The sequence below is a fragment of the Zoogloea sp. genome, assembly GCF_041908905.1.
Lineage (GTDB): Bacteria > Pseudomonadota > Gammaproteobacteria > Burkholderiales > Rhodocyclaceae > Zoogloea.
This window is the reverse complement of record NZ_JAYREK010000014.1, coordinates 77,553-88,647: the sequence shown is the minus strand read 5'-3', so window position 1 is coordinate 88,647 and position 11,095 is coordinate 77,553. Positions and strand designations below refer to the sequence as shown.

Here is an 11,095-nt window from a genome sequence, read left to right as displayed (position 1 = left end):
GGGACGGGATGCCCTGCTCAAGCTTCATGAAGCCCCGCAGCCAGTCGAGTTTCAACTTGGCCCACTCCTCGATGCCGACAAAGTCGTCCGCGCCACTGAGCACCCCGCACACCACGACCGTCAGAAGTTCGGCCAGATCGTGCTGTGTGTGCCGAGGGCTGCGCGGATCGGAGATCGAAACAAACACCTGCATCAGCGGCATCACTCCTGTCTTCATGGGAAGCCCAAAAAGCCAGGAAACTACACACTTTCTGCGGCTGTGAACAGGGGGTGTGTAAGGCTATGAAGGTGAACGATGTTTTGCGGTGGGGTATGTCGGGTCGGTACGATTGCCCTGTCCCCAAGGGATCGTGGACTGCAGCCGAAACGGGTCGGCGACGATTCGTCACTGGGGATGAAGAGGACGTTGAGCGTCGATATTGCATGGAAATGCCTACCTACGGTGCGCTATTAACCCGGCTCTTGAATAAAGACTCCGCGGCACCGTCGGCTACCCATGTACTGCTTTGAATACATGCGTATTTCAGACTCTCAGCCACCAGTAAATTCAAGGGCCTTGTTAATAGCTCGACTCACCCGAGACGCGACCCGCAAGCGCGATGCTTTTACCGGCCCCTTCGCGGCTTTGAGCTCCGACCCCGTAGCCCTCAGGCTGGCAGCTTGCTGCTTTTTGCAGCGCGACGGCAGCCCGAGGGCTATGCCGTTGATGCAAAAAGCAGCACCGGAGTAGCCCTCGGGGTCGGGTGTCGATGCAAAAAGCAGCAAGCCTGGCGCTTTGACGGCCGAGCTTGCACCTTTCTGGTGCGTGCCCGGAGCCTTCGGGCTTCGGAATTGCCCGTCCGGGCCGCGAAGTCAGGGCTCAGCGCTGCGCCACCGCAGCCTGGACGGGCGAGATGGGGGCTTCGGGCATCCGGCGCCGGGCCCCGCGGGGGAGAAACTCAGGCGTCGGGCGCGGGGGTGTCGCCGGACTTGGTGCCGCCGCCACCGAAACGGCTGGCGGCGGCGGCACGCAGGGCGTCGAGGGCCACGCCCTTGCCGCCGGCCTTGGCAAAGCGGTAGCCGTCCAACACGGCCTCGCTGAGGTCGCTGCCGAGGGCCATCTCGGTGTCGTCGGCGCGCGCGGTGAGCCGGCGCAGGCGGTGGAAGAGCGGGCGCAGGGTGTCGAGGGCGGTGAGGTCGCGGCGCATCTCCTCGAGGTCGAAGCTGCGCGGGAGCAACTCGGGGTTGGCTTCGAGCACGGTCAGCCCCTCGCGCACGAAGGCTTCGGAGCGGGGCCCCATCTTGACGAGTTCGATACGCTGGTCGACGGAGAGCTCGACCAGGTCGGCGAGGCTGGCCTCCAGGCTGGCGAGGGCCTGCTGCACGGCGGCGAGCCGTTCGGGCGAGACGGTGAGGGAGACGATGTTCTGGGGCATGGCGGCGGATCTCCTGGGGGACATGACATGAGCTAGGCCGGCAGTCGCACGGCCGGGGCCAAGTCTAGCCAAACAGGCTAAAAATATACAAATGTATTTAAGACGGACCCCGTCTGCGGCTCGTCAGCGGCAGCAGCTCCGGTGTACCCTCGCGCTCCCGAGCCCTGTCAGCCGTTTCCGCCCCCTCGCCATGTCCGACACCCTCCTCGTCCTCACCAACCTGCCCGACGCGGCCAGCGCGGAGCGCATCGCGCGCCTGCTGGTGGAGCAGCGCCTGGCCGCCTGCGTGAACCTCCTCGCCCCGTGCACCTCGGTGTATCGCTGGCACGGCGCCGTCGAGACGGCCACCGAGGTGCCGCTGCTGATCAAGACCACCCGGGCGCGCTACGCCGAGTTGCAGGCCACCCTCGCCGAGGCCCATCCCTACGAACTTCCCGAGATCGTCGCGGTCCCTCTGGAGGCTGGGCTGCCGGGCTACCTGGCCTGGGTGGCAGCCGAGACCACGCCGCCGCAAGCCTGATCGCCGTTTCTTGATCCAAGCGGGCGCCGCCCGGCGCCCTTGCCCCTACACTGCCGGCCATGACGCATACCGCCCGCCTCCCCCGCTTTATTGCCTTCCTGTTTGCCACGCTGCTCGGCCTGCTGGCCCTGGGCGCCCACGCCGCCGACGAGCCGCTGCCGGCCGAGGAGGCCTTCCGTGCCAGCGCGCGGCTGATCGACAACCAGCAGATCGAGATCCGCTTCCAGGTGGCCGACGGCTATTACCTCTACCGCCACCGCTTCAAGTTTGCCGCCGACGGCATCAGCTTCGGCGAGCCCGCGCTGCCGCCGGGCAAGCCCAAGAAGGACGACGCCTTCGGCGAGGTCGAGATCTACCGGGGCGAGCTGGTGTTCACGCTGCCGATCACCACCGGCCAGCCGCCCTTCACGCTGCAGCTGACCAGCCAGGGCTGCGCCGACATCGGCATCTGCTACCCGCCCCAGCAGCACGCGCTGCAGGTGTCGGCCGGCGGTGGCGGGCTGCTCGACCGGGCCCTCGGCCGCAGCGCGGCGCCGGCGGCCCAATCCACGGCCCCGGCCGCGGCCGCGGCCGCCCCGTCCGGCGACGAGCATGACGAATCGGGCCGCATCGCGCGGCTGCTGGCGGGCGGCTCGACGCTGGCCACCCTGGCGAGCTTCTTCGGCTTCGGTCTGCTGCTGGCCTTCACCCCCTGCGTGTTCCCGATGATCCCGATCCTGTCGGGCATCATCGTCGGCCACGGCCACGCGATCTCGAAGGGCCGCGCGCTGGGGCTATCGCTGCTTTACGTGCTGGGGATGGCCGTCACCTACGCCGCCGCCGGCGTGGCGGCCGGGCTGTCGGGCACCCTGCTGGCCGCCGCGCTGCAGAACCCGTGGGTGCTCGGCGGCTTCGCGCTGGTGTTCGTGGCGCTGGCCCTGTCGATGTTCGGCTTCTACGAGCTGCAGCTGCCCACCGCGCTGCAGAGCCGCCTGTCCGACAGCGCCAACCACCAGCAGGGCGGCTCGCCGGCCGGGGTGGTGGCGATGGGCGCCCTGTCGGCGCTGATCGTCGGGCCCTGCGTGGCGGCACCGCTGGCCGGCGCGCTGCTCTACATCGCCAGGAGCGGCGACGCGGTGCTGGGCGGCGCGGCGCTGTTTGCGATGGCCCTCGGGATGGGCGCGCCGCTGGTGATCGTCGGCGTGCTGGCGCGCAGCGCGCTGCCCAAGCCCGGCCCGTGGATGGAGGGCGTGCGCCGGGCCTTCGGGGTGATGCTGCTGGCCGTGGCGGTATGGCTGGTGTCGCCGGTGCTGCCGAGCATCGTGCCGATGCTGGCCTGGGCCGGGCTGCTGATCTTCTCGGCGATCTACCTCCACGCCCTCGACCCGCTGCCCAGCCACGCGGCGGGCTGGCAGCGCTTCTGGAAGGGCGTCGGGGTGCTGGCGCTGCTGGCCGGCGCGGCGCTGTTCGTGGGCGCGCTGGCGGGCTCCCGCGACCCGCTGCAGCCGCTGGCGATCCTGCGCGCCCAGGCCGCCCAGGCACCGGAGGCCGGCACAAAATTCCAGCGCGTCGGCTCGGTGGAGGCGCTCGACCAAGCCCTGAAAACCGCCACCCGCCCGGTGATGCTCGATTTTTATGCCGACTGGTGCATCTCGTGCAAGGAGATGGAACGCTTCACCTTCGCCGATCCGGCAGTGGCGCGGCGACTGGCGGGCTTCCAGCTGCTGCAGGCCGACGTGACCGCCAACAGCGACGCCGACAAGGCGCTGCTCAAGCGCTTCGGGCTCTTCGGCCCGCCGGGGATCATCTTCTTCGATTCCGCCGGCCAGGAACGCCAGGGGCTGCGGGTGGTCGGCTTCCAGCCGGCCGAAGCCTTCGGCAGGGTGCTCGACGCGGCCCTGGCCCAGTGATGGGCACGGGGTTCAGGAAAGCGTCGCAAAAACCGATATAATCGCCGACGTCTTCGAGGAGCGCTGCAAGGCACGGGTGCAAGGCCCGCCGCCCCAGGCTCGATGTCAGCGCCGGCCTCCCGGCGCCGCCAACCGCGCTCACCCGTCCATGCTTAGTTTGCAAACCCGTGCCGGGCACGGGGAGACGCGGTGAGCCCCCGCAAAGCCACGCGCAGTCCCCTCCCGGCCACACGTTCGAGGAAAACCCATGAACACTGTGGCTGAAAAGTTCACCGATTACGTCATCGCCGATCTCTCCCTGGCCGACTGGGGCCGCAAGGAGATCCGCATCGCCGAAACCGAAATGCCGGGCCTGATGGCGATCCGCGAGGAGTTCGCCGCCAGCCAGCCCCTGAAGGGCGCCCGCATCACCGGCTCGCTGCACATGACCATCCAGACCGCGGTGCTGATCGAGACCCTCACCGCCCTCGGCGCCGAAGTGCGCTGGGCCTCGTGCAACATCTTCAGCACCCAGGACCACGCCGCCGCCGCCATCGCCGCCGACGGCATCCCGGTGTTCGCCGTGAAGGGCGAGTCCCTGGCCGACTACTGGGACTACACCCACCGCATCTTCGAGTGGGCCGACGGCGGCTACAGCAACATGATCCTCGACGACGGCGGCGACGCGACCCTGCTGCTGCACCTGGGCGCCCGCGCCGAGCAGGACCTCGCCGTGCTGGCCAACCCGGGCTCCGAAGAAGAGACCGTGCTGTTCGCCGCGATCAAGGCCAAGCTGGCCACCGACCCGAGCTGGTACTCGGTGCGCCTCGCCGCCATCAAGGGCGTCACCGAGGAGACCACCACCGGCGTGCATCGCCTGTACCAGATGCACGAGCGCGGCGAGCTCAAGTTCCCGGCGATCAACGTCAACGACTCGGTCACCAAGTCCAAGTTCGACAACCTCTACGGCTGCCGCGAGTCGCTGGTGGACGGCATCAAGCGCGCCACCGACGTGATGATCGCCGGCAAGATCGCCGTGGTGGCCGGCTACGGCGACGTGGGCAAGGGCTCGGCCCAGGCCCTGCGCGCGCTGTCGGCCCAGGTGTGGGTCACCGAGATCGACCCGATCTGCGCGCTGCAGGCCGCGATGGAAGGCTACCGCGTCGTGACCATGGACTACGCCGCCGAGCACGCCGACATCTTCGTGACCGCCACCGGCAACTACCACGTGATCACCCACGACCACATGGCCAAGATGAAGGACCAGGCCATCGTCTGCAACATCGGCCACTTCGACAACGAGATCGACGTCGCCTCCATCGAGCAGTACCAGTGGGAAGAGATCAAGCCGCAGGTCGACCACGTGATCTTCCCCGACGGCAAGCGCATCATCCTGCTCGCCAAGGGCCGCCTGGTTAACCTCGGCTGCGCCACCGGCCACCCGAGCTACGTGATGTCCAGCTCCTTCGCCAACCAGACCATCGCGCAGATCGAGCTGTTCACCCGCACCGCCGACTACCCGGTGGGCGTGTACACCCTGCCCAAGCACCTCGACGAGAAGGTCGCGCGCCTGCAGCTCAAGAAGCTCAACGCCCAGCTCACCGAGCTGACCGACGCCCAGGCCGCCTACATCGGCGTGTCCAAGGAAGGCCCGTACAAGTCGGAGCACTACCGCTACTAAGCTTGATCCAAACTTAACCAACATCCACAATGGAACCATAACGATTCCATTGTGGACTGCGCCGTGCCCGTCACCCTCACCATCAAGAACGTCCCGGACGAACTGGCCGAACAGCTCCGGCTTCTCGCCGCTGCCCACCACCGTTCGCTTCAGGGAGAGCTGATGGCCATCGTCGAAGCCGTCGCGCGCAACCATAACGCCGGCAAGGCACATCCGGCGGTCTTTCAGCCCACGAGACCCGCCAGCCGAGACCACGCGAAACTCGACGAGGGGCCGTCCGACGACCTCCTCGATCAGCTTGATGCCATCGTAGTCGGCAGCCAGTGGGGGCAGGCCCCCATCCTGACCCGCAGCCAGGCCCACGACCGGGCACTGGCACGAGAGTTCGACTATCAGGTGCAGGAAGCAGAAGTGCGCTACAAGCCATGAGTTCCCCCTACTTCCTCGACACCAACATCCTGATTTATGCAACGTCGCTGGCCGACGATCACGCCGCCAAGCGGCCACTCGCACGAAGCTGGGTGGCCCGCGCCGATTGGGGTCTGTCCACCCAGGTGTTGATGGAGTTCTACGCCAACGCCCGCCAGGCCCGACACGGCCTGCTACCCACGGCAGCACAGGCTTTCGTCGAACGCCTCGCTGCCTGCCGGCCCGTGCAGGCGGTCGACCGCGAACTGGTGCTCGCCGCACTAAGCCTGCGCAACCGCTACAACCTCAGCCACTGGGACGCAGCCATCCTGTGCGCCGCGGCACGCCTCGGCGCCCACACGGTCATCAGCGAAGACCTCTCCCACGGGCAGCAGTACGATGGCGTCACCGTTCTCAACCCGTTTGTGGTTTAGGCCCAACTGACCTGCCTCCTATAACAACTCTTGTCGCCATCCCAATGAGCAAGCTGGAATAACCCAAGCTTTTTCCTCGCAGACATTATTTATCGGAGTGACGCGGTTCCCCTTGAGCTGCGCGACTTTGTCGAGACCTGTTGCCGGGCACCCGCGGCAGCGTAACCATTGCGACTTCGACCGCTTAACACGCCGTAGAGCTGAACCCGCGCCTTCAGGAGAACGCGCAGCCCATATCGAGACTATTTGCTCAGGATCTGCAATCAATGACTCAGCCAAGCCCCATCTCCATCGAATTCTTCCCGCCGCAGACCGCCGAAGGCGCCGAGAAGCTGCGTGCGGTGCGCCAGAAGCTGGCCGCCCTCGAGCCCGAGTTCTTCTCGGTGACCTACGGCGCCGGCGGCACCACCCAGGAACGCACCTTCGAGACGGTTTTCGAGATCCAGCGCGAAGGCCACCAGGCCGCGCCGCACCTGTCGTGCATCGGCTCGACCCGCGAGCAGATCCGCGAGATCCTGCAGCGCTACCAGGCCGCCGGCATCCGCCGCATCGTCGCCCTGCGCGGCGACCTGCCCTCCGGCGTCGGCTTCGCCGGCGAGCTGCGCTACGCCAACGACCTGGTCGAGTTCATCCGCGCCGAGACCGGCAGCCACTTCCACATCGAAGTCGCCGCCTACCCCGAATACCACCCCCAGGCCAAGACCCCGCGGGACGACCTGCTCGCCTTCAAGCGCAAGGTGGATGCCGGCGCCGACTCGGCGATCACCCAGTATTTCTACAACCTCGACGCCTACCTGCACTTCCGCGACGAATGCGAGGCACTGGGCATCACCATCCCCATCGTGCCGGGCATCATGCCCATCGTGTCCTTCTCCAAGCTGGCGCGCTTCTCGGACGCCTGCGGCGCCGAGATCCCGCGCTGGATGCGCCGCAAGTTCGAGGCCTACGGTGACGACACCGACTCCATCAAGGCCTTCGGCCTCGACGTGGTGAGCGAGCTGTGCGCCAAGCTGCTGGCCGCCGGCGCGCCGGGGCTGCACTTCTACAGCATGAACCAGGCGGCCCCCACCATCGCCCTGTGCGAACGCCTGGGGCTCGCCGGCTGACCGCCATGCGCGATCCCTATGAAGTCCTCGGCGTCGCCCCGACCGCCACCGACGAGGCGGTCAAGACGGCCTACCGCAAGGCCGCCCGCCTCTACCACCCGGACAAGAACCCCGACCCGTCGGCCGCCGCGCGCTTCCGCGACATCCAGGCCGCCTACGAGCTGCTGGCCGACCCGGCCCGCCGGCGCGACTACGACCTGCTGCGCCAGCGCAACCTGATCGACGACCCCCTCAAAGAGGCCAGCTCCCTGTGGGCCTCCTACCTTGAAAAGGTGCTTGCTTGACCTCGTTCTACTTTGAAGACCTCTTCGAGCGCTACGCCGCCGAAATCGACGACCTCAGCTCCGACTCCGAAGGCCGCGACGTGCTGAAGAAGCGCGTCCGCGAGAAGCACAAGGAATTCGGCTTCCTGCTGTCGATGATGGACACCGCCCCCGAGATGGTCGCCCCGGCCTTCCACGGCGCCTTCACCTTCCGCAGCCAGCCCCTCGTGTACGGCGCCGCCCACAGCGAGCCCGGCGAAGACGACTTCCCGGCGTGGAGCGAGCTCGCCCGCACCCTCGACATCGCCCCCTGGGCCGAGCCGCTGGTCGCCCAATGCCTGGCCCGGGACGGCGGCGACAGCTTCCTGGTCACCGCCGCGGTGCTCGAGCACATGCTCGGCAGCGGCATCAAAGTGCGCGCCGCCCCCGAGACCGCCCGCGACGACGAGGAGCAGGACGAAGACCTGGGCGAAGCCGGCGACGAATGGATGGCCGAACAGGGCTTCGATTCCGTCGACCGCTGAGCCGCGCCCACCCCACTTCCGACGAGATCTTCCATGAACGACCTGATCATCAAACAGACCCACGCCCTGATCCAGGCCGGCGAGATCGCCGAGGCCGAAGCCAACCTGGCCGTCATCGCCGAGCAGGAGGGCGACCACGCCCTCGTCGAAGTCCTCGACGAGATGGCCCCGAAGGACGTGCTCGCGGTGATGCGCGAGTTCGACACCAGCAAGGAATCCATCATCAACCTGGTGGTGAGCCCCGAGCAGTTCGTGCAGGCCATCGTGCTCGAACGCCAGTACGGCGAGCCCATCGAGCGCTACGTGCCGCGCCTGCGCAACACCATGAACGCGGTGATGCACCGCACGGCCGGCGCCTGCGCCGAGGTGCTCGAATGCCTCGCCGAGCACGACGAGGGCGTGCGTGTGCTGGCCGACTACTTCACCGACCACTACGACTCCCTGCAGGCCCTGGCCTACCACGGCGTCTTCGAGGCCGAGATCGACCTCGAGAAGGCCCTCGCCCCCAAGTCGGCCGCCACCTGGGACGCCGAGCGGGTCGACGAGCTCGACCAGGGCCTCGAGATCGGTGACGCCATCGAGATGGTGCGGGTGCGCATCCCCCGCTCCGAGGTGGCCGACGGCGACTGGATGGAGACCGCCTGGGTGCTGCGCCACGAGCTCCCCGACACCTTCGAGCTGATGATCATCGAGATCCAGGACCGCCTGCGCCGTGCCGCCGAGGCCGCCGCCGCCCCCGTCGTCGAAGCCGCCGAGCCGGGCGTGCCGCGCCTCGACGAGGACGACGAGGAATCCGCGATCTGAGCCCCGCCGCGCCATGACTTCCATCGCCACCGTCGACAGCCGCCCCTACTTCGAGCGGGCGCTGTGCCACGCCCGCACCGAGGGCCTCGTGGATGCCGCCCGCCTCGAGGCGATCCAGCGCGAAGGGGCCAAGGGCATCGTGCAGCTGGCAGCCTACTTCAGCACCGCCAACCTGCGCCCCGAGCTCGAAGCCGCCCGCACCCGCCTCGTCACCCTGGTCGGCCTGGCCCTCGAGGCCGAGTCCGGCGGCAAGCTCGACGTGGCGGCGCGGCTCCTGCGCGACAAGACCCTGCTGGCCCTCTCCAAGGCCGGCGCCGACCGCCTGCGGCGGCTCCACGCGCTGCCCACCGAGCGCCTGCTCGGCTCGCCCGAGATCTTCCGCGAGAGCGAGAAGGAGTATCTCGACCAATCCACCCGCGAGCCGGTGATCACCTACGCCCGCTACCTGGCCGAGCACGCCGCCCGCGAACGCAACCAGCACTACATCGACGCCGCCTACTGGCTCGCCGAGCGCTTCGGCGTGGCCCGCGGCGACGCCCAGGCGTGGCACGTGTTCTGTGAATCGGTCATCAACAGCGCGCTGCTGGTGCTGTTCACCGAGAAGAAGCCCGGCGGCTTCTTCAGCGTCGACCGCTTCGTCAAGCTGGCCGAGGCCGCCCGCAAGAAGCGCGGCAGCGACTTCGGCGCCCTCGAAGCCTGGCTGGGCGACGCCACGCCGGCGGTGCGCCGGGTCATCGAGCGGGAATGCGCGCGCTTCGCCGCCGAAGTGCTGCCCATCCTGCGCGAGGTTCCGGCCACCGAGATCTACCGCAACCAGGACCGCTTCTCGGGCCTGTTCTTCTTCGACAGCCACTCGGTCAGCGAGATCACCCACCACGACAAGGCCCGCGCCGAGGAGTGGCGGCGCATCACCGGCACCCAGGGCGAGCACGTGGATGTGCAGTGCGGCGTGCTCTTGATGGTCGCCTGCGGCCTCGAACCGGCGCGCAGCCTGCGCAAGAAGGACGCGCTGGCGATCCGGGACGCCTTCGGCGCCGGGGGCTTCGACGAGGCCGCCGTGGCCCGCTTCATCGACGAGGTGGTGCCCTTCGAGTACCAGGCCGACGTGCGCCGCATGTGGGACGACGACCTCGGCCCCGAGGCCCGCGTGCACCTCGACAGCGACGACGAGACGCGGGTGCTGGATTACCTGCAGGAAACCTGCCGGGCGGGCTGGAAGAAGCGCGGCTGAGACGCCGACCGCCCCCTCGCACAGGAGACACACCCATGAGCACCGAGATGCAGACAGTTCAGACCGACCACATCAACTTCAAGGACATCGACAAGGGTTACGAGCCCTTCGCGGAGGCCTTGCGCTCGCTCGGGTTCGATTGGCAGATCGCGCGCGCGGAAGAGCTCAAGGGTTTCTGCCAGGCTCACGGCGGCAACGCCCTGCTGTTCTTCCAGCTTCCCGCCGTCGGGCAGGGCCAGACAGGGGCAGAAGCCACCGAACGGGCGGTGATCTCCAACCTGTGGTCGGGCATCAGCGAAAGCCTGGCGGTGATCCGGCAGAAGCAGCCCGGCAAGCTGATCAAGGTGCGCAGCATGCAGCTCGACGGCAACAGGCTGACGTTCTCGGTGTCGTAATCCACCCACAAAGAGGAGAGCAGACTTGAGCGACCGGATCACCAAGGTATTCGAGCACGAGGACTTTGCCATCTGGCACGTGCCCCAGGCCAACGGCTACGTCTATGAAGCCGCCGGCATCGCCGTCGACAACGACAGCTACGCGGACTGCCCGTTCGAGAGCACCTACGACGATGCGCTCAACGCGGCCTGCGAACTCTACGACGTCGAGGTCGGCTCGCTGAGCACGCCCTTGCCGGTGGTGTATTCAAACGCGCTCTTCAAGGTGTATCAGACACCGGCCGGCGAATACATCCACGTCGCCTGCGACGACGCCGCCGGGACGCCCACCGACCAGAGCGTTCAGGCGTACCCGGGCGAGGTCTACAAGCGCAAGGAGGACGCGGTGATCGCCGCCTTCGAGCAAGACCTCGCAGCGCGGCGGCCCTGACCGGCGCGCTGCGCCG

At 67.9% G+C, this 11,095-nt stretch carries 14 protein-coding genes; 12 read left to right on the top strand and 2 right to left on the bottom strand.

What is annotated here, in order from left to right; genetic code table 11:
- Together ACE3OU_RS10075 and ACE3OU_RS10070 are read right to left on the bottom strand one after the other, a co-directional pair.
- Window positions 1-217, bottom strand: a 217-nt coding sequence (locus tag ACE3OU_RS10075) for a transposase family protein (protein WP_374241429.1), incomplete at its 3' end; no start/stop codon positions are given.
- A 721-nt stretch (window positions 218-938) separates the two neighbouring features.
- The gene (locus tag ACE3OU_RS10070; RefSeq protein ID WP_374241428.1) at window positions 939-1,415 is read right to left on the bottom strand and encodes a hypothetical protein; all 477 of its coding nucleotides are present in this window, start codon (window positions 1,413-1,415) and stop codon (window positions 939-941) included.
- 190 nt (window positions 1,416-1,605) lie between these two features.
- Here ACE3OU_RS10070 and cutA point away from each other — a divergent pair, with 190 nt between their 5' ends.
- The 12 genes from cutA to ACE3OU_RS10010 all read left to right on the top strand — a co-directional run bounded on the left by cutA (window position 1,606) and on the right by ACE3OU_RS10010 (window position 11,079).
- A complete protein-coding gene (cutA, locus tag ACE3OU_RS10065) occupies window positions 1,606-1,935 on the top strand; it encodes a divalent-cation tolerance protein CutA (RefSeq protein ID WP_374241427.1) in 330 nt (109 codons plus the stop codon).
- A gap of 59 nt (window positions 1,936-1,994) precedes the next feature.
- Window positions 1,995-3,824 carry a protein-disulfide reductase DsbD gene (dsbD, locus tag ACE3OU_RS10060; protein WP_374241426.1) on the top strand — a complete coding sequence of 610 codons (1,830 nt, stop codon included), beginning with the start codon at window positions 1,995-1,997 and terminating at the stop codon, window positions 3,822-3,824.
- 247 nt (window positions 3,825-4,071) lie between these two features.
- Window positions 4,072-5,484 (top strand): adenosylhomocysteinase, encoded by a 1,413-nt coding sequence (gene ahcY, locus ACE3OU_RS10055; protein WP_374241425.1) that lies wholly within the window; start codon window positions 4,072-4,074, stop codon window positions 5,482-5,484.
- Between the two features lie 63 nt (window positions 5,485-5,547).
- Window positions 5,548-5,913, top strand: coding sequence for an Arc family DNA-binding protein (locus ACE3OU_RS10050; RefSeq protein WP_374241424.1), 366 nt, complete (start codon window positions 5,548-5,550; stop codon window positions 5,911-5,913).
- On the top strand, window positions 5,910-6,326 hold the full coding sequence (locus ACE3OU_RS10045) for a PIN domain-containing protein (protein ID WP_374241423.1): 417 nt from the start codon (window positions 5,910-5,912) through the stop codon (window positions 6,324-6,326). Before ACE3OU_RS10050 ends, ACE3OU_RS10045 begins: the two co-directional genes overlap by 4 nt.
- 266 nt (window positions 6,327-6,592) lie before the next feature.
- Window positions 6,593-7,432 carry a methylenetetrahydrofolate reductase [NAD(P)H] gene (metF, locus tag ACE3OU_RS10040; protein ID WP_374241422.1) on the top strand — a complete coding sequence of 280 codons (840 nt, stop codon included), beginning with the start codon at window positions 6,593-6,595 and terminating at the stop codon, window positions 7,430-7,432.
- Window positions 7,433-7,437: 5 nt separating this feature from the next.
- Window positions 7,438-7,716: a DnaJ domain-containing protein gene (locus ACE3OU_RS10035; protein ID WP_374241421.1), complete on the top strand. Its 279-nt coding sequence runs from the start codon at window positions 7,438-7,440 to the stop codon at window positions 7,714-7,716.
- Window positions 7,713-8,219, top strand: a complete 507-nt coding sequence (locus tag ACE3OU_RS10030; RefSeq protein ID WP_374241420.1) for a hypothetical protein — start codon at window positions 7,713-7,715, stop codon at window positions 8,217-8,219. The genes ACE3OU_RS10035 and ACE3OU_RS10030 overlap by 4 nt, the downstream gene beginning before the upstream one ends.
- Before the next feature lie 33 nt (window positions 8,220-8,252).
- The gene (locus ACE3OU_RS10025) at window positions 8,253-9,023 is read left to right on the top strand and encodes a hypothetical protein (protein ID WP_374241419.1); all 771 of its coding nucleotides are present in this window, start codon (window positions 8,253-8,255) and stop codon (window positions 9,021-9,023) included.
- 13 nt (window positions 9,024-9,036) lie between these two features.
- A complete protein-coding gene (locus ACE3OU_RS10020; RefSeq protein WP_374241418.1) occupies window positions 9,037-10,254 on the top strand; it encodes a hypothetical protein in 1,218 nt (405 codons plus the stop codon).
- 35 nt (window positions 10,255-10,289) lie between these two features.
- Window positions 10,290-10,649, top strand: coding sequence for a hypothetical protein (locus ACE3OU_RS10015; protein WP_374241417.1), 360 nt, complete (start codon window positions 10,290-10,292; stop codon window positions 10,647-10,649).
- A gap of 25 nt (window positions 10,650-10,674) precedes the next feature.
- On the top strand, window positions 10,675-11,079 hold the full coding sequence (locus ACE3OU_RS10010; RefSeq protein WP_374241416.1) for a hypothetical protein: 405 nt from the start codon (window positions 10,675-10,677) through the stop codon (window positions 11,077-11,079).
- Window positions 11,080-11,095 lie beyond the last annotated feature (16 nt).

Bases quoted from the DNA above. Each gene is read 5' to 3' on its own strand.
- ACE3OU_RS10070 (WP_374241428.1), bottom strand. From the start codon at position 1,415: ATGCCCCAGAACATCGTCTCCCTCACCGTCTCGCCCGAACGGCTCGCC.
- cutA (WP_374241427.1), top strand. From the start codon at position 1,606: ATGTCCGACACCCTCCTCGTCCTCACCAACCTGCCCGACGCGGCCAGC.
- dsbD (WP_374241426.1), top strand. From the start codon at position 1,995: ATGACGCATACCGCCCGCCTCCCCCGCTTTATTGCCTTCCTGTTTGCC.
- ahcY (WP_374241425.1), top strand. From the start codon at position 4,072: ATGAACACTGTGGCTGAAAAGTTCACCGATTACGTCATCGCCGATCTC.
- ACE3OU_RS10045 (WP_374241423.1), top strand. From the start codon at position 5,910: ATGAGTTCCCCCTACTTCCTCGACACCAACATCCTGATTTATGCAACG.
- metF (WP_374241422.1), top strand. From the start codon at position 6,593: ATGACTCAGCCAAGCCCCATCTCCATCGAATTCTTCCCGCCGCAGACC.
- ACE3OU_RS10035 (WP_374241421.1), top strand. From the start codon at position 7,438: ATGCGCGATCCCTATGAAGTCCTCGGCGTCGCCCCGACCGCCACCGAC.
- ACE3OU_RS10025 (WP_374241419.1), top strand. From the start codon at position 8,253: ATGAACGACCTGATCATCAAACAGACCCACGCCCTGATCCAGGCCGGC.
- ACE3OU_RS10020 (WP_374241418.1), top strand. From the start codon at position 9,037: ATGACTTCCATCGCCACCGTCGACAGCCGCCCCTACTTCGAGCGGGCG.
- ACE3OU_RS10015 (WP_374241417.1), top strand. From the start codon at position 10,290: ATGAGCACCGAGATGCAGACAGTTCAGACCGACCACATCAACTTCAAG.